We start from the raw sequence: 21,354 nt of genomic DNA on the forward strand, positions 1-21,354 counted from the left end.
GCAGACGCTTGCCCTCCGCGTCGATCACCACCGCGTGGTGATGCGTCTTGCCGATGTCTACCCCGGCCCAGATCTCAGGCACGGTCACCTCCGCCAGCTCGTCGTAGACCGATCCCGCAGACGACCTCGCCGGCGTTGTCCTACAGCAGCGATCGGAGTCGCATCTCCCAATTGGCGGTCGAGTCGTCGCGGGGCTCCGGGCGGCCAAGTTCCTTGAGCCATCGAACGGTCTCCGCCATGCCAGCCATACCCAGAGCCCCTGGGCCCTCCGATCTTACGAATGACCAGAGTCAGACCCACACCTGAAAGGTAGGACCGCCATGCACACGACATGGCGCCTCAAGCAGGCTCCGGCAACCTCCAAGATCCTGGCTCTCGTTCCGGGCATCGGCGGGCTGCTCGCGCCGCGACAACCCGACCACCGCGATTCGGCCCGCGCCCAGGCGGAAGGAAACACCCCCTCATGAACCTTGTGTCACCGGTGATCGTCGGCATCGTCTACTGCCTGCTGATGTCCCTGGTCCAGGAACCGCACCGACGCCGCTTCAACGCGATCATGGTGGGCGGAGCCGGCGCCGCCTATCTGAGCGGGGGCGGATTCGGCCCATGGGAGCTCCCGTTCACCGCGCTCATGGCCTACGTCGCCTACCGCGGCCTGGAGTCCTGGGCTTTCATCGGCATCGGCTGGCTGCTCCACACCGCATGGGACCTGGCCCACCACATCAAGGGCAATCCGATCCTGCCGTTCTCCCACACCTCATCCCTGGGATGCGCCATCTGCGATCCGGTCATCGCCCTGTGGTGCTTCCTCGGAGGGCCTTCCCTGATCGCGCTCGTCCGCCACAGGTCCAGGCCCAGCCGGACAGCAGGACATGCGCACGATCGCACCTCTGCGCCCTCCTGACAGGCCGCACCCGCGTCTGGCCGCGAGTGTGGACGCCCGCCCGGGTGCGGTTCTTGACGAACCCTCGCCACCCGATGCCTGGGGGTGAGCTATTGCGCGGGCCATACAACGCTGATGCCGAGTCGGCTCTCCACAACAGTTATGTCGCACATAAAGCCCCTCATGCCACCGGACGGGACCCCGCCCCAGAGCAGGCCGACAGCGGTCTGAGTGCCTTCTTCAAGCACCAAGGAACCAGAGTCACCGCCCTTGGCGAAGATCCCGTCCGGGCATCCGACCGGGTTGAAGAAGATCTCATACGTGTGAGACATGACGAAACTGTGGCCAGGCGACGGCGCTGCCACGCCGTTCCACTCGACGAATGGATGGACGCCGACGACCAGGCCGGTCGTCGGGCCGGACTGTGAACCACGCTTTTTGACGGGCATTTTGAGCGACGGCGATGTGGATGAATCAACCACGCCGAAACCGTCGACGATCCCGTGCGAGATCGTGCGATTATGATTGCGCGCTTCGTCCAGCGACACGGTGGCCGCGTCCAACGGTTTTCCGAGCAATAGTTCGCTGCCGGACGGCACCGGAATCGTCTGCGTTTTCGGCGATTCGGCTGCTAGCGTCTTCCCGATACCATCGGTGAGATCCACGGGGGTATCGACACCAGCGATGATCATGGGTGCGACCGCTTGCCACACGAGCGAGCCCGGGTCACCCACGACGTGGTGGCACGTGAGGCCGACCTCGACACCGTTGCTGTCGTGCACAATCGCGCCGAGCGTGCCGGATGCGCTGGGGGCGGGCTGAATCTGGGCACCGCCCTGGAGATCGTCATAGCGCTTGGTGTCCGGATCGAAAAGCGCCTCGACAGGGAACTCGACTATGCAGGTGCCGAGCCCTGCGAGGCTCTCCGGGATTCCATCAGGGATGTTCGATGCATCGGTGACGAGTACACGAACGGCCAGCTCCTCTGACAGCTCACCGGAATCCTCGCGCAACCCGATACCCACTCCAATGACTCCGGGTATCGCCATCAAATTCGCTGCTGCGGCATCGACAGCACTGAACGCTTCCTGAGGTATGTCCATGAAACTCACCCCTCTGCTTGCAGGCGAAGGATCGATCCGCTGGATCATCTGCCATTTGCCGCCGAGGGGAAACGTCCGCCCGACTTCGTCGGCTCAGCGTCACGCGACCGCGTCGACAGTTACTTCCAGCGGAGCACTGATCACCTGACTTGGCAACCGCCCGTTCGGCCCCTCAAGGCGCTCCCTCGGCAGGCCGATATTCCAAGGTATCTGCCCAGGCCACCCACAGAGCACCGGAGCGAAGGTCCGATGGCCGACTTCAGTACCAACGTCGTACGTGCCGACGACCTTCTCAACCTCACCTTCGACTTCTTCAATCTGCACTTGGTCGAGACAGCAGGCCAGCCGCCCCAGCTGGTGAGGATCGACCCCGGCCAGCCGGCGTTCATGGTGGTCCGCCTCCCACCGCAGCACATCGCCGAGTCGGCCTACACGGCGGATCCGGGGAGCGGCATCCTGCTCGGCGAGGCCAGTCCGCCCGTCGAGTCCAGGATGGCGAGCCCGAGCCGGCTCGGCTTCCGGGTGCCGGACGGCATGACGGCCATCCCGTTCACGCTGGCGGCCCTCCTCGACTGGAACGCGCTGACTCCCAACGTTCCGGACAACGCCCTGCCTGACCCTCCGGATCTCAGCGCGAGCGCGCCCCGGCCCGGGCCGCCGACGGAGCAGCAGACCGATCTCGAGGTTCCCTACCGGCTGGACCTCTCGCCGGACGCCTCCGGCCGGTGGTCCCATGCCATCGACGCCGTGACGCACAACGGCGTCACCGAGCTGTGGCACACCCGTCTGGGAGTCATCGACTCGGACGACCCCGACGGCCCGGTGGACGAATCCGTGCTTCCGGCCCTGCGCGCGGTGTACACGCCCGATCTCAACCGCCATGACGACTCTCCGCAGATCGACGGCGCTTTGAAGCCCGAGTTCCGCCGGGACATCGTCACCGGGTCCTCGGATTTCTCCCCCGGCCCGCCGGGAACCACGTACCCGGCCCCACCCCTGCGTGCCACTCACTTCAGTCTGTCACCCCTGGGAGCCTCGACCGACCTGCAAGGGCTATGGCTCCCCGCCGGTGATCCGAATGCGCCCCAGCTCGGCATCCAGTCGTGGCGCCACGTCGTCGCCGGCGGCCGTGACCAGACCGTACGGGTCGTACAGCTGGGCTTCCTCTATCCCCTGGGGAACCGTGCGGCGCATCTCGACATCACCGAACGCAAGCTGGCCAAGTCAAACCCCCAGGACGCGGGTCACGGCGAATACCTGGTGACCACGACCTGGATCGCCGTACTGGAACCGGACCGTGACTACGACAGCCTGCCTGCCGACGGAATCCCCAACTACCAACACATGCCATTGCGGCAGGTGCGGATCACGACCAAGACAGTGGTTGTCCCACCGGGTGGTGAGCCGGCTCCCTTCCACGTGATCGCACAGGACTGGGCCGGGCACACCGTCGACTTCACCATGCCGCTGCTCTTCGTCCCCCCGGGGATGACGCAGGCCCAGATGCAGGAGCTGTACGGGGAATCCGGGCAGCTGGACCTCGGCGGGCGGCCGATGGCGCTCGGGCCGGAGGGAGGCGACCCCGCAGGCAGTACGACACTGCCCGTCGACGCGCTCCACTTCTCCGCCGATTTCCCCGGGTCGCTGGATCCCCCTTGCTTCCCCTATGTGGATCAAGCTTCCGTACGGGTGCCCGCCATCGCCCATCTGCTGGGCTCTTCTCAACGGGTCGACGCGGTCAACGTGACCCTTCTGGACCCGGAGGACAATTCCGGTGGCGTCTTCGCCCAGATCAAAGGCGGCCTCCCCCTCGACATTCCCACCGACAAAGCCGGCGGGATCACCAGCCCGAAGTTCGCCATCGCCGGCTTGTCCCGGTCCCAGGGTCCGGTGCCGAAAGGCGCGGAAGACATCGGCACTGCCATCCCGGCGGAACAGCTGTTCCACGATCTGGCCGGCGCCAACCTTCTCGGCGGCATCCGACTGGCGGACGTCATCACCCCGGTGACCGACCTGACGCAGTTGCCGGCTCTCCAGCAGGCCAGCCTGCCGGATTCGCTCACCACGAAGTTCAGCTGGGCTCCCCCACTGACTCGTCCGGCTCCCAGCCCGCTCACTCTGGAAGACTCTTCTCAACTGGTCATCAATGCGGAAACCACGGTTCCGCTGTCGACCACCGGCCAGCCCGGCGAACCGACCACCACCATCACCGGACAACTCACCAACTTCTCACTCGACTTCGGCGGAGTCGTCAATCTCTCCCTCGCCTCACTCGACTTCGCGGCTGGCACGGGGAAGAAGGTCAGCGTCGTCCCGAAGGGCATGGACATCACCTTCGCCAACGAGCTGCAATTCCTCAACGAGCTTGCGGACATCATCCCCAGCGGTGGTTTCGCCGGGCAACCCGAGCTGCGCATCTCCCCCCAAGGAGTGATCGCCGGCTACTCCCTCGGGCTGCCCAGCGCGGGATTGGCCGTTTTCAGTCTGGAGAACATTCTTCTGTCGGCCGTGGTCTCACTGCCGTTCGATGGGCATCCCGCGAGTCTGCGTCTGGCATTCTCCGAACGCGGCAATCCCTTCCTGGTCACCGTGGCGATGGTGGGTGGCAGCGGCTTCTTCGCGATCGAAGTCGACTCCACCAAGGTGCTGTCCATCGAGGGACAGATCGAGCTGGGGGCCAACCTCAGCGTGGACCTCGGTCTGGTGACCGCCAATGTGCACGTCATGGCGGGCTTCTACTTCGGCATCGCAGACGGAATCCTCACGTTCTCCGCATATCTGCGCATCGGTGGATCCGTGGAGCTGCTCGGTGTGGCGGGCATCTCGTTGGAAATCTACTTGGCGTTGACATACGACCCGCATGTCGACCCCAACAGCGTCGGCGGCCAGGCCACCGTCAGCGTCGGAGTGCATCTCCTGATGTTCACCAAGCACGTCCCCCTCACGGCCAAACGCCGTTTCGCCTTCCCTTCGCGGGGATCAGGCTCTCACCATGCCGTGGGCGGCCCCGTCGACCCCACGTTCGAAGACCTGATCACGCCCGCCGACTGGGAGAATTACTGCCGGGCCTTCGTATGAGACGTCTCCCCATCCCGACATCAACACGTGGCCGGTCGTGCCGCTCCGAGCCGGAGAGAAAATGACGCTACGCCAGTCAGTCATCTGGACGGCCCTGCCGGGCGGTATCACCGGCGCGCCCACCGACCGCAGGCTGCGGCTGTCCGTGTTCGTCTCTCCCCGGCTCGAGGCGGACCAGCCGGATGCTCCCCTCAGTGGGGACTTCACCGACTGGCCGTCGAATCTGCAGCCTGGCCGGGTCACCTTCTCGGTCCAGGTCCCCGGTGCGCCGCCTGTGAACGCCACGGTTGTCAGCCAGCCGCCGGATTCGGCTCTCTGGGCCGCCTTGTTCGGCAACGCGACCGTGAAAGCACCGCCCAGTCCGGACGACGTGGGTGGTCAACGCGTATACAGCTCCTACCCGGTGGCCGCCTTGCACTCCGTGATCAAGCAAGGGCATCGGCAGCTCGCCACCGACAACTCGGCCCTGGGGCTCACCGACGATCACATCAGGCGCGCCTACCCCGACGTCGTCCAGGCCGCCGCCCCCACCGACCGACGCATCACACACACCGCCTTCACGCCGGCGAACCTGGCCTCCGAGACCGACATCGCACGGCTCCAAGCCCTGCACGCCGACGCGGCGAGCAGTCTGCTGCGCGCCGACCGGATCACGGACCAGGCACAGCGGATCGCCGACTCGACGGCCGTGGCCGGACGACTGGCCGAGATCGTCTCAGATGCGCCCACGCCCGTGGTGGCGGACACCGGGCATCCGGCCAGTCCCTTCGCCCAGGTGCTCGCCTTCCACACCGGCAGCGCTCAGGCGGTCCCGAAGACGGAGGCGTCACCGCCACCGCCGCGATTCGACTTCCACGAGACGATGACCTTCCTCGCGGACTATCCGCAGCTCATGCGGTTGTTCGGCCTGGTGATCGATCTCGAGGTGCCCGAAGGGGCCCTCCCGCAGTCGGTCAGTGGCCAGGCGCAGCCGCAACGCCTCCAAGTCGTACCGGAGTTCAGCCAGTCGATCGCCGCGGAGTCCCACAGCCCCTTCACCGCGTATCTGCTGGAAGGCAACCGTTTCTTCGAGGCCGCGTCCGCGACCCCGTTCGCCGCCACCCCCGGTGCCACTCCCGCGGCGCCCGCGCCCACGGAGAATGTGCGCGGGATGCTGAACCTGGCGCTCGACGGTGCCTTCGAAGCGATTCAGCTGGATGTCGACGGCGGCGCCCTCAAGGTGCTCGGCATGGCCTCCGCGCTGACCGGGCAGGACGGCGCACCCGCTGCGGACGCGGTCGGGGTGCCGGCGCTGCGTACGAGCGGGGTGACCATCGCCCGGTCAGGACACGCCGCACTGCTGATGAACCGCATGTCGGCGGCGAAGACCGCCAACGACAGCCTCACCAGCGGCCAGGAGGTCACCTTCTTCGTCGAGGACCTCATCCGCGGCTATCGGTTCGATGTGCAGGACGTCACCTCGGGGACCTGGCACTCACTGCACCGGCGCGTCGGGACGTACGCCCTGTCCCAGCACGTCGGCGGTCCGCTCACCCTGAACTTCACCGACGAGGGCACAGTTCAGCCCGCGGTCACCCGGCCTCCCGGGCCGGATGGAGTCACTCCTGACCCGGGCGCACCCTTCCACATCCATGAGTCACTGCTGCACTGGCAGGGCTGGAGCATGGCTGCTCCACGCCCCGGAAAGACCGCGACCGACAGCGGACCGGGCACGGTGACGAGTCAGCCGCCGGCCGATGGCGTGCCGCTCCAGGCCACGTTCCAGGCGGAACCGGGCACCTTGCTGCGTCTCCGTTTCGGGCAGCAGTACCGGTTCCGCGCGCGAGCAGTCGATCTCGCGGGCAACAGCCTTTCGGTGGATGAGGCCACCGAGCTGCTCGACTTCTTCCAGCACGTCGTGGACCAGCCCCCACCGGTTCTGCCCATCGCCGGTACGGAGTTCACTTACGCCCGGTATGAGCCGGTGCCCTCACCGGTGCTGGTCCCACGTGAACGGTTCGACGAAGGCGAGTCACTGGAGCGGCTGGTCATCCGGAGCCGTAGCGGAACCACTGCTACGGAGTACGCCAACGCGCTCACCGGCGAGATCAGGGCTGCCCGGCCTACTTCCGGAGCGCATTACCGCGGCACCAGCGAGCGGCACGCCGCTCCTCCCAAGTCCTCGCAGGCGATGGCCGAGACCCACGGCATGTTCGACGCTTCCTTCGGCGCGGGGAGCGGCTTCCAGGAGACCTACGAACTGGCGCGCAGCGAGCGCGGCAGCATCGCCGACCCCGTGCTCGACGAGACCACCGGGCAGCCCAAGCTCACCCCGGACGTCGATCCACTCACCGGCGCCCAGACCTGGCGCCCGTGCGTGGAGCAGGTCACCACCGGGACCACCTCCTCAGGGGACCAGGGGTATGCGCTGCATCACGAACCCCAGCTCAAGCTGCCCTATCTACCTGACCCGCTCGCTCAGGGCGTGGCCCTGTTCGGCCTGCCCGGGCTCCCCGCCGACGGCGGCCCGGCGGGCTTGCCGGGTGCCGACGGCAGCCTCGCTTTCGCCCCCTCCAAGCTCACTCCCGAAACCCTCGGCGCCCTGGGTGGGTCGGCGGTGCACATCGACTTCGACGGGAACTGGCCCGACCGGCAGCCGTTCCGGATTCAACTGGCCGACCCCGGACCTGCGGCCGGCTCGGAAGCCGCTCCACCCACGCCACCCCCGAGCTGGGATCCTCAGGCACGTGTGCTCACCGTGTTCCTGCGCCAGGCCGAGCAGGCGACCTTCCGGCTGAGTTGCTTCCTCTCGACCGAGGGGAACACGAGCGGCCTGGAGAAGCTGGGGATCTGGCAATGGGTGGTCGAGCAGAGCCAGCTGGCAGGCCGGCAGCCCGGGCCGGTCGAGGTGGAAACCGCGCTCGAAGGTGGCCACCGCATGATCACTCCGTTCCGCACCGTCAAACTGGTGCACGCGACCGAGGCTCCGCTGAGCCCACCGACGCTGAGCGAGGACGACCTGGCCACTTCCCGGGATGCCGGCAACACCTTCGCCTACATCGGCGGGACGCTGCTGATCCACGGCAAGAGCACGGCCAAGGTCGACCTGCTCGCGTCCTGGAGCGAACAGATCGATGACCCCGACGCTGACGGACCGGTGACGGCCGATCGCCAGGCGCACGTCTTCGAGATCCCGGTCTTCCTGCCGGACGAAGACGAGCCCGCGCGCGACACCGACCCCGGGACCGTCCCCATCGCGGAGTACGAGCCGTTCCCGCAGGACGTCCTCACCTTCCAGGTGCCGCCGCCCGACGACGAGTCGGGCCTCGCCTATCTGTCCCGTCACGAGTTCGGCGACACCAAACACCGCAAGGTCACGTACCACGCGGTCGCCACCAGCCGGTTCCGCGAGTGCTTCCCGCCCGAGGTCGCCGACGACCCACGGCGGATCACCGTCACCGGCAACACCGTGCAAACGGACATCCTCAGCACGGCACGGCCCGCCGCACCGACCGTGGTGTCGGTCCTGCCGACCCAGCGCTGGTCACGGGAGACCCATCCGGACGGCACTCGTATCAGCCGTCGCACCGGCGGGGTACGCGTCTACCTCAAGCGGCCGTGGTTCTCCTCCGGCGACGAGGAGTTGCTGGGTGTGCTGGTCACGGACGGAATCCAGTATCCGGCGCCCGATGTGCTGGCGCCGTACCTCACTCACTATGGTGAGGACCCGGTCTTCACGTCGGGTCCGATCACCAGCTTCCCGAGTGTGACCGGCTTCCTCAACGCGGTCAGCACGGACAGCGGCCTCATCCTCGACGAACTGCCCGAAGGCCCGTCGGCCTCGGTGGCCGGGCACCCGGTTCAATTCGATCCCGGGCGCGGACTGTGGTTCTGCGACATCGAGGTGGCCGGTGCCCCAGCCGAGACGTACTGTCCTTTCCTCCGCCTGGCGCTGGCCCGCTACCAGCCCTTCTCGCTTCGCGCCCAGGAGCTCTCCCGGGTCGTCCAGACGGACTTCGTGCAGCTCTCGCCGCCGAGGACCGTCACGGTGAGTCCCCTTCCCGGCACCGCCGATGCCTTTGGTATCACCGTTGACGGCCCGAGCTATCGCGGCGTCGACTGGTCCCCTGACGAGAAGGTCATCGGCGACACCATGGACACCGGTAAGAGCCATCGCGTCCCGCCCCTGATCGAGGTGGGCATCCAGCAGCGCATCCCGGGCACCCAGGACGACCTCGGCTGGCGGTGGTTCCAAGGGGGCGGCGTACGCGTCGACGGCGCCCAGCCCGCGGGAGCGTCCGGCTCACCACTGTGGAGCGGACAGGTGACGCTGCCGGCGAACCGGCAACCGGGCCAATTCCGTGTCGTCATCCTGGAGAACGAGCACCTCGCGACGGACGAGCTCAACGTCAGAACGGAAAAGAAAATGATCCTCCCCGATCCCGAGGTGCTCCCCCATCTCCCCCCGCACCTGGGCACGGTCACCTACACCTGGATGCCGGGTGCCGACCGCCTGGTGTTCGCCGAGACCGTCGAATTCTGACCCGTCCCCGCCTGACAGCTCTAACGGGGTTGTTCTCCTGGTGTGAGACCGATCCACGTCTCGTTGCTCTTGGGGATCAGATAGACCGGGTCGGTGTCCGCTCTCCAACCCAGCGGTACGACGTAATAGCCGTCCGAGCCGGCGACGAGCTGCCGGAGGCCGGTGTAGCGGTGGCGTCGTCCGATGCCCATGACTCATGTAGCAGCTGGTGTGACCGACGGCCGTGCCGTTTGTGACGCGGAGGCTCCGTACAACGACGTCCGGGGCCGTGCGGAACTGCCCGGAGGGGAACCGTACGGCCTCCTCGTCACCCGGGCTCGGGATCTCCGTCGGATTTCCGGGCCGGGGGACGGGTCGGCGAAGCCGGCGTGGGGGTGGGCGTCGTTGACTCCATCGACTCCATTGGGGCCGCCAGCAACTTCTCCGAGGCCGCCTGGGCGGCATGGGACGGTGAGGCCGTCCGCAGGGCGGTGGCAAGCTGTGGGTCCGCCGAGGTGATGGCCGCGATGGCGCCCGCGCTTCTCAGGTACCGCTTGTCGACCTCGGCGGAAACGACCCTCGCGCCGCCCGCTCCCGCCAGAGCCGCCCCCACCAGGGCGGTCACCGTCATGTTGACCGGCAGTTCGCCCGCGGAGTGCGATCCCAGGAGCACGGCGTCTTTGAGGGGGCCGTACAGACCCCAGGTGACCACTGCTCCAAAGGAGCCCAGCAGTGCGTTGCCCAGGAACCCTGGCTGCAGGATCCCAGCCTTCTCCCTCGGCAGGATCAGTTCACTGTCACTCAGCAGGGCATTGACGATCCCACCCACCGCGCCGGCCGCGGCCACGCAGCCGAGGATTACCCAAACGGAGGATGATGTCACCACCTGAGACGCCGACGAAGTGAGATGCCCAAGCATGCGAAGCCTCATTCAGTGAGGGTGCGGATCGCGGGTACCCAATTTTCCACGTACGTTTTCGGTCTTCCAGCCGGGTGGGCCACACAGGTCAAGATGCGTTTGGCACGTCACGAAACTAGGGTGAAAAGAAGGAGCCGTCGGCCGTCGTTGCGCTGGGCGGCCTGTTGACCAACCCCTGCGAGCCTGACCCCGCAGTGCGGCCGGCCATGGCCTGGCGTGCGCCAACTGAGAGGGGACGCAAGATGCGAAATTCGGTGCGCAACAATTTCGCCGCCTTCTCCACCAGGCTCGAAGGCAGGGTGCCTCACATGTATCTGGACAGTCTGGGCAATGTCACGATCGCCATAGGCAATAAGATCGATCCGTTGAGTGACGCCCTCGGCCTGTCTGCTTCGGGTGCGACGTTGAAGCGCGACAGCGACGGCAACCCCGCAAGTGATTCCGAGATCACGGACGAATGGAATCGCGTCAAGTCCGCTTCCGGACCGGCTCAGCTGCACCTCGACCAATCCGACATCGATACGCTCGTGGCCAACAAGCTGAACGACACGGAGGCAGCTCTGCTCCCGTTCTTCTCCGGGTTCGCGGACTGGCCGGCGGATGCCCAGATGGGGCTTCTCAGCCTGGGCTGGGCCATGGGACCGAGCAAGTTGAAGCCGCCACTCTTCCCCATCTTCCACGCCGCCGTGGACGCCCGGGACTGGTTCGGCGCCGCACGGGCGTGCAATATGGCAGGCGCCGGACTGGTGAAGCGCAACGCCGTCGACCGCGGGCTCTTCCGCAACGCAGCCGTATCGGCGGAGCCGCCGCCCAGCGATCCGGAGACACTGTTCCTGCCGATCCCGGGCAGCCGCCCTCAACTCCAATCGGGCTCCAGTGACGTTCCCCCTGCCGATGATGTGGGGACCCTGCAAAGGATGTTCCAGCCGTCCCGTTTGAATCTGCTGACTCCAGGCAGCTTCACTCCCGGAACGTTCGACACCGCCACGGAATCCGCGGTGAGGACCTTCCAGAGCGGGGAATCCGGCTTTCCCGTGACGGGAGTTGTCGCCGAGCTCACCTGGGCAGCTCTGGGCGAGGGAGTCCCGCTGGCGTGACCTTCGCCCGAACCCGACCGCAAGCCCTTCTCGGGCTGAGGGGCCATGGACGCAGACGTGCCTGGAGCAGGTCCGCGGGGTTCGGAGGGGCTTTCCCGTTCTACGTGATGCTCGCAGCTTCCGTGCGCGATGATGAGCCCGTTGCTCCTTACCGCACAGGGAGGTTGCCATGGGTGATCACAGGAAACCTGATCCGGACCCCTCGCAGGGCAAGCCCCCGCCCGGGAATTCCGACGGCAAGGTTCCCGATCCCCCGCCGCCCAGTGGAACGCGCAGGAAGTGACCGTGGACATCGAGGTGCGCCGGCAGCGGCTGGCGGACGCCCTGAGCGCGCGGGGCTGCTGGCCGGTGGACTCGCCATGGGTCCGTGAGGCGATGTCCGCGCTGCCGCGGGACCTCTTCGCTCCGGACCGGCTATGGGTCTGGGACGGCGAGGACTACGCACCGGTGGACCGGGCCACCGCTTCCGAACGGTGGGTGCGGGCAGTGTTCGCCGGGCCGTACGACTCCGCCGTCACTCAGGTCGTCGACGGCCTTCCGGCGTCCAGCCTGTCCTGCGTGTCGGTCGTGGCCGACATGCTCGACGCGCTGATGGCCGAGCCCGGCCACCGGATTCTCGAACTCGGCACCGGATCCGGATGGAACGCCGCGCTCCTGGCGGCACGGGCCGGGGCCGGGCACGTCACCAGCGTCGAGGTCGACGCACGGCTCGCCGACGCGGCTCGCGAGCGGCTCAAGGCCGCAGGCGCCGGAGTCGACGTCCGCGTATGCGACGGGGCCGGCGGCTGGCCCGGTGGCGCCCCGTACGACCGGCTGATCGCGACGTATGCGGTGGACGAAGTGCCCTGGCCATGGGTGGAGCAGACCCGCCCCGGCGGCCGGCTCGTCCTCCCTTGGGGACGGCTCGGGCACATCGCTCTCACCGTCGCCGGCGACGGCCGGTCGGCGAGCGGCTGGTTCCAGGGCCTGGGGATGTTCATGCCCAGCCGGGGCACCGGCCAGGGCAAGCCCTTCCACGAAGTCCGCGGCGACGGGCAGCCCGACACCCAGGACACCCCCTCCCTGGAACCCCATCTGCTCAGGGACGGGAACCTGCTGTTCGCCCTGCGTGTCCTCCTCCCGGACGTCCGGATCAGCACCGAGACGAGCGGCACCGGGACAAGAGCCTGGATCCATGACGGCCGCTCGTCCTGGGCCACCCTCACCCCCGCCACGGATTCCGGTACGGCGGCGACCGCCTACCGGGGAGGCCCTCGCCGCCTCGACGACGAGCTCACCCGCGCATGGCAGCACTGGCAGGCCGCCGGAGCACCGGGCCTGTACGACTTCGGCATGACCCGGACACCCACCGAGCAGTACATCTGGACCGGCGACAAGGACACCGGCCCACGATGGCGACCTCTCGCCTCACTCGTCCCGCACAGCAGCTGAACGAACGCCGCGCGCAGGGAACATCGCCGCCCTCTCAGCCCCGACGCTCGTCATGACGGCTCTCCACCACGGAGGCGACAGCATTCCCCGCCCACACCGCGGGGGTTCGGCCCGACCACGGGCTTGCCTGTTCGAGTTGTCCAGCGAGGCGGAAGAGGTGGCCCTCTCGCCCGTACCCGGCAGCGAATTGCATACCGATCGGAAGCCCGGTCCCGGGGTCGGCCGTCACCGGCACGGACATGGCGGGCGTCCCCGCCACATTGAACGCCGCGCTGAACGGCGTGAGGTCGAAGACGCGGCGAAGCCAGCCGAGGCCGTCCAGCGTCTCCGCGCCCTCGGCATAGGCGCCCAAGGGCACGGGAAGCTCCGGCAAGGTCGGGGTGAGCAGCATGTCGTGAGCGGCGAAGTACCGTGCCAGGCTCCGGGCGACCCGGTTCCGGACGGCGAAGGCGGTGACGAACTGTGCGCCGCTGACCTGCTGCCCGTAGTGGTAGCTGGCGAGGATGGGCGGCTCGAGGGTTGAGGAGTCGATGGGCCGACCGGAGGCGGCAGCCAGCTCATCGACCGACACCGTGAGATTCGCCGTCCACTGACGGGCGTTGGCCAGGACGAACTCCTCCCAGTCGACCCCGAGATCGACCTCGACCTCTTCCACCTGGTGACCGAGGGATTCGAGCAGGCGCACGGTGCGGGAGAGGGCATCGGCCACGGGCGTGGTGGTGCGGCGTCCGCCCCATGCCTGGGTGAGGACACCTATCCGCAGCGAGCCCGGGCGACGGGTGACTTCCTCGGCGTACGGCCGGGACGGCTCCTGGGCGAAGTAGGGGTCGCCCTCTTCCGGGCCGCGGATCTGGTCGAGCAGTACCGCACTGTCGCGTACGGTGCGGCTGACGCTGCCCTGCACGGCCAGGCCGTTCAGGATCTCATCGAAATCGGGACCCACCGAGACCCGGCCACGCGTGGGCTTCAGCCCGAAGAGGCCGTTGCAGGCGGCGGGAACGCGGATCGAGCCCGCGGCGTCGGTGGCATGCGCGATCGGGACCACCCCGGCAGCGACGGCCGCGCCCGCGCCCCCGCTGGACCCGCCCGCGCTCCGCTCCGGATCCCATGGGTTGCGGGTCGCGCCGTACAGCACGGGTTCCGTCGTGGTGCTGTAGGCCATTTCCGGTGTCGCGGTGCGCCCGAGGGTCACGAGGCCGGCACGACGGAACCGCCGCATCAGGGAGGAATCGGCGTCGGCGACATTGCCGGCCGCGAGACGACTGCCCAACTCCGTGCGCTTTCCGGCCATGGAGACCCCGAGGTCCTTGATCAGGAAAGGGACTCCGGCCAGCGGTGTACTGCCGGGGGTGGGCTCGTCGTCGGCCGGCCATGTCTCCACGATCGCGTTGATCCGCGGATTGACCGCCTGTGCGGCCTCGCGCGCGGCCGCTTCCACTTCGGCGGGGGTCACCTCACCCCCCGCCACCAGCTCCGCGAGCCCGACCGCGTCGAAGCTCACGTACTCGGTCATTCTCATTGCCACTCCCGGAAGAAGAGGATGGTGATACCGCTGAGTACCCAGTGATACCCATCGGTATCGCGCGGAACGGACTGGTACCGTAGCAGAGGATGGGCCCCGGGCCCACAACGAACCGAACGTCACGGAGCAGTCATGGCATCGACCGTCAGAAGGCCGAGCAGGGTGGCGAAACTGCCGCCCCGCGAGCGCATCCTCGACGCGGCGGAAGAGCTCTTCCAGAGCGAGGGGATCCGACGGGTGGGCGTCCAGGCGATCGCCGAGAAGGCCGAGACCACCAAGATGGCGATCTACCGGCACTTCGAGACCAAGGACGCGCTGGTCGCGGAGTGGCTGCGGATCGTCGCCGCCGACTACCAAGCGGCCTTCGACCGGGTCGAGACCGAATTCCCCGGCCGCCCCAGGGAGCAGATCCTGGGCCTGGCCCGCTTCATCGCCGAGGGCTTGCCGGCGATCTCCCACCGGGGCTGCCCATTCATCAACTCCATCGCCGAGCTGCCCGATCGGTCCCACCCCGCACGGCAGGTCATCGAGAAACACAAGGCCCGCCAGACCCGCAGGCTGGTCGGCATGTGCGCCGGGGCCGGACTTCCCGATCCCGAACAGACCGCCGCCGAGATCACCTTCGCACTCGAAGGCGCGCAGGTCAGCGCACAGAACGGCAGCATCGATCAGACGGGGGACCGGCTGATGAGGATCGTCGAGGGCATCGTGGACCGGCACCACTCCCCCACCGGCGCGTCCCGGGCGACCGCCGGATGAGGGGGCGCTTCCGCGTCCCCCTATACGGAATCGGCTGCGCGTTCGCCCAGGTTCACCGGAACATTTGCCACGTCAGACGGGGAGGGCGGCGAGCCACTCGGTCAGGAGCCGGTTGACTTCGGCGGGGCGTTCTTGCTGAATCCAGTGGCCGCAGTTGTCGAGAAGCTGGGAAGAGAGCAGGCCCGGCAGCGTGACCGGGTACGCCCTGATCGCATCGGCCATCCATGTAGTAGAGGCGTCCAGTTCGCCGCCGATGAACAACGACGGCTGGGTGATGGAGGCGCCGTCGAAGGCCGCGAGGTCCTCCCAGTCGCGGTTCATGTTGCGGTAGCGGTTGAGGGCTCCGGTGAGGCCGGTGCGTTCGAACTCCCCCGCGTAGACGTCGAGGTCCCTCTCGCTGAGCCAGGCGGGCAGCCGACCGCTGGGGAACCGGTCCCGCAGCGTGCCGGCCTTGCTGACGAAGTGCGGGTCGGGAGCGCCGGGCGCGGGCATGGTGTCGGCGGACAGAGCCGCGTAGAAGCCCGCCAGCCAGCCGCGTACGTCCGGCTCGATCTCGGCCTCGGCGCGGCCCGGCTCCTGGAAGTACGAGACGTAGAACTCCTCGTCCCCGCCCATCCGGGCGAAGACGTCGCTGGGGCGGGGCCCACCGCGCGGGCTGTAAGGAACACTCAGCAGCCCCAGCGCGCGGAAGACCTCCGGCCTGAGCAGGGCGGAGTTCGCGGCGATGGTCGCACCCCAGTCGTGGCCGATGACCACCGCCGACTCCTCGCCCAGGGCGTGCACCACCGCGACGTTGTCCTCCACCAGGTCGAGCATCCGGTATGCCTCCGCGGCGGCCGGCTTCGAGGAGCGGCCATAGCCCCGGACGTCGATGGCCACCGCCCGATATCCCGCCGCCGCGAGCGCCGGCAACTGATGGCGCCAGGAGTACCAGGATTCCGGAAAGCCGTGTACGAGCAGCACCAGCGGCCCTGTTCCCTGCTCGGCAAGGTGAATCCGGCCTCCCGGCGAGGACACCAGCCGGTGTACGGGCTCCGCGACGTGCCACGACATATGTCTCCTCCAGGATCGCCGGGCTGCTGTACGCCGGGACGGCAGCCTCGCCCGCCGTTCCGTCTCCCCCGAGACCGATGATGCGGAGGGCACGGCCGGGAAGCCAAGCGGGTTTGCCGCTTCGGCAAGCTGATCCTCGGTACGGGCGCCAGGAGTTGATGGGCAGTGTGGTGCGCGATGGTGTCGCCGTCGTGGGACGGGCGTCGCTCAGGCCTCATCATCGCCGACTGGCCACGAGGGGACGTTCAGCCGTAGGCACCGTGCGTCGGGCTTTGATGCTAAAGCAGCACATCACCGCCAGGAGAGTGAGCCCGAGAGGGAGGAGGAGTGTCCACCTCATGGCCGAGACGAATCCGGTGTTGAACACGTCAGTGCTCAGCTGCTGGAGTTGGCTGCCCATGCCCCCGGACGTGCCAGTGGTCTTCGGTGCCTTGGCGAATGCTCCGCCTTGTCCCGCGTGGGCAAAGCTGTCGACGAATCCACGGCGGTAGGCAGGCGGGAGGCTCCTGCTGCGGTGAGTGGCTTCGTCCACCAGGGCATGGTGGAGGGTCGCCTGCAGCAAGGCACCCACGGCGGCGGTACCCAGCGCCTGCCCCAGTTGACGTGTGGTGTTGAAGACACCTGAGGCCGCGCCCGACAGATCGGCGCCGACTTCTCCGACGGCGACCGTGGTCATCGACGTGAACAACAAGCCGATGCCGATGCCGAGCGCGGCGACCGCGGGCAGCATCGTCCAGCTGCTGATATGTGGCCTGGCCGCGATGACCGCGGCCGTGATGCCGACCGCGAAGGCCAGCAAGCCGGCGATGAGCAAGTATTTCCCGCCGGTGCGGTCGGTGCGGAAACCTGCGAATGGCGCGATGAGCGCGGCGATCACTGAGGCCGGGGCGGTCACCACGCCTGCCATCAGCGGTGTGAGGCCGAGCACTTCCTGCAAGAAGATCATCAGGGGTAGCAGGCTGACCATGGCGAAGCCCACTCCCATGGCCACCACATTGGCCACGGTGAAGTTCCGGTTGGCGAACAGCGCCAGGGGCACCAGCGGGTCGGCCGACCTCAGCTGCTGCAGGACGAATGCGAGGAGCAGCACCACTCCGCAGGCGATCAGGGCCGGGACGGTGAGCCGACCGGTGATCGTGCCCCAGTGGTAGCGGCTGCCTTCCAGCAGCCCGAAGGTAATGAGGGACAGGCCACCGGTGAGCAGCGTGATGCCCACCGGGTCGAAACCGTGGGCGGTGTCGGTACGGGACTCGGGCACCCAGAGCAGGACGAGCAGCAACCCCAACGCGCCGACCGGCACATTGACGAAGAAGATCCACTGCCAGTGGAGCTTCTCCACGATGAGTCCGCCGAGGAGAGGCCCGGCGATGGTCGAGATGCCCGCGACGGCGCTCCACATGCCGAAGGCGGCGCCGCGCTTGTTCGGGGGGAACAGGACCACGATGAACGCCAGGGTCTGCGGGTTCATCAACGCGGCGCCGATGCCCTGCAGCGCGCGGGCGAGGATGAGTTCACCACCTGTGTGGGCCGTCCCGCACAATGCGGAGGCGATGGTGAAGACCACCAGTCCGATGACATAGAGCTTCTTGCGGCCGAACCGGTCACCCAGACGGCTCGCCACGATGAGGGGCACCGCGTAGGCCAGCACGTAGATGTTGACGACCCAGAGGATCTCGTCGAGACCGGCGTCCAAGCCGCTCAGCATGCTGGGAACGGCGATGTTCACGATGGTCGTGTCCAGAAGAATCATGAATAATCCCAGACACAGAGCACCGAGAGCCAGCCAGGGGTTGCGAGTGCGTAACGTCGGCATCAGCCTGCCTCCCCTGCGGGCCGGAGCGACTCGTGGCGGTCCTGTCGAGGCAGCCCGGTCTCCAGCAGGCGCAGCGGTTGAGCGGAGCCGGCATCGGGCCAGCCCAACGCGCCGCTCTCCAACTGTCCGACCACGTCTCTGATCCAGCTCAGCTGCGCCTCCTTGGCGGAGGTCTGCCACGTGAGGTCGATGAAGTAGATCGGCTCCACACCGGAGGCACGCAGCCGGGCGGTCATGACCTCCTCAGCGGCGATGGCGGCTTCCAACCGCGCCGCCCGCCAGGTGAGGCGTTCGATGGCCTCCTTGCGGTCGAGGGTGTGCAGCAGGGCCATCGCCAGCGGGAACTCCGAGAATTCTCCCTCCGGTGTGGATACCAACTCGCGTAGCCGCTCGGTGAAGGCCGCCCTGCCGCCCTCCGTGATGGCGTACACGGTGCGCTCGGGCAGACGGCCTTGGCGACTGGTCTCCACAGCCTCGATCAGGCCGAGCTTCTCAAGGCGCTCCACAGCGTGGTACAGCGTGCCGGCGGTGAGCTTCACCAGACGGTCCCGTCCGCGGTCGCGCAGCCGCTGCTGCATCTCGTAGGGGTGCATTGCCTCCTCCTCCAGCAGTTCCAGGACGGCCAGGGAGATCAGGTTGAGCTTTCGTGATCGTGGAGCGGGCATCGATCGACCTCCGTCATCTATTCCAACTGGGGTACTCAGGCTGGACTATACGACTTGGAGGGCGAGTTGGAACAGTGAGCGGCACGGCGAGGCCGAGGGAGCCACGCGCTGGGAGCCGGTCGCTTCGCCGCCGCCGGAGGCGGGCAGACAGAAGGCGACCCCGGCCAGAGCCTTGGCCCGTGCCCGAGCGGAAGTCGATTCAGGCTCCCTGACCAGAGCTGTCCATCCGGGCGATCGGCAGCCGCCGTGCAGGCAAGGCACCGGCGCCGTCGCCGACGTGGACCAGGCCGTGGAGGGTGCGGCATTGAAGTCGATGCCCCACGGAGGCACATAAAAGCCCAATGAATAGCAAGCACACCTCTTGGGACATGCTTTCAGTCAATTCAAACCACCATGAGGACCCGCGCGCCCTGGAGAGTAGTTTCGGTCGCGTAGGGACGGTCCGTCACCAAGGCAAGCACGAGCCGCGTGCCAGTGATGAGAAGTGAGACCGGTGATACCACCGAGCACCGCCAAGGTGGATATCCGCCCGCGCGACTGACATCCACCGACCCTCGGGGGCTGTCGGCGTGATCGCCACAGCGGAACGAATTTTCAACTCCGCCTACGTTCCTGATGACACACCCGCGCGCTCCTCAACATAACGCGGGTCGATCGCCGCCCCGGAATTATCCCGGCTAGGGAAATTCCGCAAGACGAGGGTGCTCCCAGGGCGGTTTCCAGAGTCGCCTGGATCACATCACCATGCAGAGACGGAGGCACGCATAGGGGCGCGGACTGTCGTTCAGCGTCCGCGTGGAAACCACATTGTCATGGGCTGATCCCCGGGCCCGGCAGGTCATCTGAAAGTCGACGATCTCGCAGTCGCCGAGAACCGACATCAGGTCCCTCTGGCGTAGCGCGTGAAGTGTCGGCAACCCCGCGCTCGCCAGGGGGACCCTCGTCGTCCCCACCCCGCAGAACGTCTCACCTGCACTGCGGAACACTCGCAGCCGCACACTGCGCTCCCCCGGCCCGGGCAGGCCACCGCACCCTCCCTTGCATCTTGGAGCAGTCCCGCAGCAGGAGCCGGCACAGGTGCGCAGCGGGCAGCATTCCTCCACTCGCCACCGCGAGCGCGATCCTCAGGGAGAGGTCGCGTAGCGGGTGCCGACGTTTCCGGCGTGCCATTCGTGGTTGCCGGTCATCCAGTTCGACAGCCCGGCCATGAAGCGGGCGGTGAGCGGGTTGGTGGCGGAGAGCGCGGCGGCATGCTCCTCGAAGAGGTGGACGATCTCGTTGTGGACCTCGATCGCCTTCTGGAAAGCGTCGTTGATGGAGCATTTCTCCTCGGCCGCGATGACGGTGGGCAGGCTGTAGTGGAAGCGTTCGCTGGCCTGTTCCTTGCGCAGCGAGTAGAGGTCGTTGCAGATCGTCGAGGCGTTGGAGGCCAGGGCAACGGCACGCTGTACCGCGGGCTCCGCGAAGAGGTGAGCGGGCAGTTCGTAGCCGCCGACGGAGTCGGTGATGGTCAGGCAGGGGCGGAAGTTGTTGAACTGACGCTGCACCAAGTATTCCCACACAGAAGGCGTACGGTGCTGGCTGATGCAGTCGCCCTCGGCGTTGTACCCGAGGTAGAGGTTGGCGATGTCGTGCCGGAAGCGGTGTGCCTGTGCCGGAGTGGCCAGGGCTTGGAAGTGGTCCATGGCCGACCGCATCGAGCGCAGGGCCGGATGGGAGCCGACCCCCGCCTGCCAGTCGGCTTCGTAGCGTGGGGTGTTGTGCGCGGGGTCGATCGCGGACTGCGCGACGGCGAGCGCCGCGCCGCGGCGGTCCGCGCTGCCGCCGTACTCCGCTTCGCAGAAGTAGTCGTCCACGGCGTTCTCGCCGATCAGGAGACGGGCGGCGGCCATGAGGTGCTCGATGCCGGGCGCGTCGGGATGGCACAGGACCACCGACCGCCCCGCGTCGAAGCCGACGAGTGCTTCCCTGTGCTCGGTGTCCGGGTAGAGTCCCACTTCCTTCTCGGCCCACTCGACGAGCCGCTCGTTGACCTCATCGGCCAGCGCGCGGTCGTCCCGTACGGCAGGCGGGCAGTAGAGACCTTCGATCCGCTGCGACGACGGCTGCGACTCCGTCAGCGAGGGGAGGGCGGTCGGCAACACTTCCGCGGCCGGAGCCGCGTCCGGATCCAAGCTCGCCGCGAGGCGCAGGGAGTTCGTCCCGATACCGGTCGGACCGGACAGCAGCCGGGCCAGGAGATGCGATGAGCCGCCAGCGGCCTCGGGCACATCGGCCGCGCTGGGGGTTGGCAAGGTCATCCGCAACTCCGTTCACAGACACTGGACTTGGCGCCTTCGTCGCCGAAGGGATAGCACGGCGCGCGGAGCGGCAACAAGAGTCTCCCTCTCGCCCACCGGCCTGACGTGCGCCTCTGACGCGTGCTCAACAACGTTGCTCACTCGTCGGGGTGAAGCGGTAGCACCCCCGGCCCCCTCACAACCCGCCTGGACGTTGGCCGGCGCCCGGTCGGCCAGGAAGCAAGTGGCGC

Annotated in this window: 14 protein-coding genes; 6 read left to right on the top strand and 8 right to left on the bottom strand. The window is 67.6% G+C overall.

Annotated features, from left to right (window positions below; translation table 11 throughout):
• Positions 1-463: 463 nt before the first annotated feature.
• The gene (locus ACFY1P_RS03560) at positions 464-904 is read left to right on the top strand and encodes a DUF6010 family protein (RefSeq protein WP_361522534.1); all 441 of its coding nucleotides are present in this window, start codon (positions 464-466) and stop codon (positions 902-904) included.
• A gap of 89 nt (positions 905-993) precedes the next feature.
• Here ACFY1P_RS03560 and ACFY1P_RS03565 read toward each other — a convergent pair whose 3' ends face one another.
• Entirely contained in the window at positions 994-1,986 is a 993-nt protein-coding gene (locus ACFY1P_RS03565; RefSeq protein ID WP_390749553.1) for a hypothetical protein, read from the bottom strand.
• A gap of 249 nt (positions 1,987-2,235) precedes the next feature.
• Between ACFY1P_RS03565 and ACFY1P_RS03570 the strand changes: the two genes are divergently transcribed.
• The gene (locus tag ACFY1P_RS03570) at positions 2,236-5,064 is read left to right on the top strand and encodes a hypothetical protein (protein ID WP_390749554.1); all 2,829 of its coding nucleotides are present in this window, start codon (positions 2,236-2,238) and stop codon (positions 5,062-5,064) included.
• 61 nt (positions 5,065-5,125) lie between these two features.
• Entirely contained in the window at positions 5,126-9,586 is a 4,461-nt protein-coding gene (locus ACFY1P_RS03575; protein WP_390749555.1) for a hypothetical protein, read from the top strand.
• Between the two features lie 20 nt (positions 9,587-9,606).
• Here ACFY1P_RS03575 and ACFY1P_RS03580 read toward each other — a convergent pair whose 3' ends face one another.
• Both ACFY1P_RS03580 and ACFY1P_RS03585 read right to left on the bottom strand, forming a co-directional pair.
• On the bottom strand, positions 9,607-9,777 hold the full coding sequence (locus ACFY1P_RS03580) for a hypothetical protein (protein ID WP_390749556.1): 171 nt from the start codon (positions 9,775-9,777) through the stop codon (positions 9,607-9,609).
• A 116-nt stretch (positions 9,778-9,893) separates the two neighbouring features.
• Positions 9,894-10,496, bottom strand: a complete 603-nt coding sequence (locus ACFY1P_RS03585; RefSeq protein WP_390749557.1) for a hypothetical protein — start codon at positions 10,494-10,496, stop codon at positions 9,894-9,896.
• 230 nt (positions 10,497-10,726) lie between these two features.
• Between ACFY1P_RS03585 and ACFY1P_RS03590 the strand changes: the two genes are divergently transcribed.
• Positions 10,727-11,581: a peptidoglycan-binding domain-containing protein gene (locus ACFY1P_RS03590; protein ID WP_361522550.1), complete on the top strand. Its 855-nt coding sequence runs from the start codon at positions 10,727-10,729 to the stop codon at positions 11,579-11,581.
• Positions 11,582-11,866: 285 nt separating this feature from the next.
• Positions 11,867-13,012: a methyltransferase domain-containing protein gene (locus ACFY1P_RS03595; RefSeq protein WP_390749558.1), complete on the top strand. Its 1,146-nt coding sequence runs from the start codon at positions 11,867-11,869 to the stop codon at positions 13,010-13,012.
• 34 nt (positions 13,013-13,046) lie between these two features.
• On the opposite strand, the gene ACFY1P_RS03600 is transcribed toward ACFY1P_RS03595, so the two are convergent.
• Positions 13,047-14,531, bottom strand: coding sequence for an amidase (locus ACFY1P_RS03600; RefSeq protein WP_390749559.1), 1,485 nt, complete (start codon positions 14,529-14,531; stop codon positions 13,047-13,049).
• A gap of 135 nt (positions 14,532-14,666) precedes the next feature.
• Here ACFY1P_RS03600 and ACFY1P_RS03605 point away from each other — a divergent pair, with 135 nt between their 5' ends.
• A complete protein-coding gene (locus ACFY1P_RS03605) occupies positions 14,667-15,293 on the top strand; it encodes a TetR/AcrR family transcriptional regulator (protein WP_390749560.1) in 627 nt (208 codons plus the stop codon).
• Positions 15,294-15,365: 72 nt separating this feature from the next.
• Here the strand turns inward: ACFY1P_RS03605 and ACFY1P_RS03610 are convergent, their stop codons facing one another.
• The 4 genes from ACFY1P_RS03610 to ACFY1P_RS03625 all read right to left on the bottom strand — a co-directional run bounded on the left by ACFY1P_RS03610 (position 15,366) and on the right by ACFY1P_RS03625 (position 21,124).
• Entirely contained in the window at positions 15,366-16,346 is a 981-nt protein-coding gene (locus ACFY1P_RS03610; protein WP_361522562.1) for an alpha/beta hydrolase, read from the bottom strand.
• 217 nt (positions 16,347-16,563) lie between these two features.
• Entirely contained in the window at positions 16,564-18,159 is a 1,596-nt protein-coding gene (locus ACFY1P_RS03615; protein ID WP_390749561.1) for an MFS transporter, read from the bottom strand.
• Complete coding sequence (locus ACFY1P_RS03620) at positions 18,159-18,824, bottom strand: PadR family transcriptional regulator (protein ID WP_390749562.1); 666 nt, start codon at positions 18,822-18,824, stop codon at positions 18,159-18,161. Before ACFY1P_RS03620 ends, ACFY1P_RS03615 begins: the two co-directional genes overlap by 1 nt.
• A gap of 1,124 nt (positions 18,825-19,948) precedes the next feature.
• Complete coding sequence (locus tag ACFY1P_RS03625) at positions 19,949-21,124, bottom strand: family 2 encapsulin nanocompartment cargo protein terpene cyclase (RefSeq protein WP_390749563.1); 1,176 nt, start codon at positions 21,122-21,124, stop codon at positions 19,949-19,951.
• Between the last annotated feature and the right edge of the window lie 230 nt (positions 21,125-21,354).

The organism is Streptomyces sp. NPDC001407 (assembly GCF_042895325.1).
Taxonomy (GTDB): domain Bacteria; phylum Actinomycetota; class Actinomycetes; order Streptomycetales; family Streptomycetaceae; genus Streptomyces.

Bases quoted from the DNA above. Each gene is read 5' to 3' on its own strand.
- ACFY1P_RS03605 (WP_390749560.1), top strand. From the start codon at position 14,667: ATGGCATCGACCGTCAGAAGGCCGAGCAGGGTGGCGAAACTGCCGCCC.
- ACFY1P_RS03590 (WP_361522550.1), top strand. From the start codon at position 10,727: ATGCGAAATTCGGTGCGCAACAATTTCGCCGCCTTCTCCACCAGGCTC.
- ACFY1P_RS03585 (WP_390749557.1), bottom strand. From the start codon at position 10,496: ATGAGGCTTCGCATGCTTGGGCATCTCACTTCGTCGGCGTCTCAGGTG.
- ACFY1P_RS03580 (WP_390749556.1), bottom strand. From the start codon at position 9,777: ATGGGCATCGGACGACGCCACCGCTACACCGGCCTCCGGCAGCTCGTC.
- ACFY1P_RS03620 (WP_390749562.1), bottom strand. From the start codon at position 18,824: ATGCCCGCTCCACGATCACGAAAGCTCAACCTGATCTCCCTGGCCGTC.
- ACFY1P_RS03625 (WP_390749563.1), bottom strand. From the start codon at position 21,124: ATGACCTTGCCAACCCCCAGCGCGGCCGATGTGCCCGAGGCCGCTGGC.
- ACFY1P_RS03560 (WP_361522534.1), top strand. From the start codon at position 464: ATGAACCTTGTGTCACCGGTGATCGTCGGCATCGTCTACTGCCTGCTG.
- ACFY1P_RS03600 (WP_390749559.1), bottom strand. From the start codon at position 14,531: ATGAGAATGACCGAGTACGTGAGCTTCGACGCGGTCGGGCTCGCGGAG.
- ACFY1P_RS03615 (WP_390749561.1), bottom strand. From the start codon at position 18,159: ATGCCGACGTTACGCACTCGCAACCCCTGGCTGGCTCTCGGTGCTCTG.
- ACFY1P_RS03610 (WP_361522562.1), bottom strand. From the start codon at position 16,346: ATGTCGTGGCACGTCGCGGAGCCCGTACACCGGCTGGTGTCCTCGCCG.
- ACFY1P_RS03565 (WP_390749553.1), bottom strand. From the start codon at position 1,986: ATGGACATACCTCAGGAAGCGTTCAGTGCTGTCGATGCCGCAGCAGCG.
- ACFY1P_RS03575 (WP_390749555.1), top strand. From the start codon at position 5,126: ATGACGCTACGCCAGTCAGTCATCTGGACGGCCCTGCCGGGCGGTATC.
- ACFY1P_RS03570 (WP_390749554.1), top strand. From the start codon at position 2,236: ATGGCCGACTTCAGTACCAACGTCGTACGTGCCGACGACCTTCTCAAC.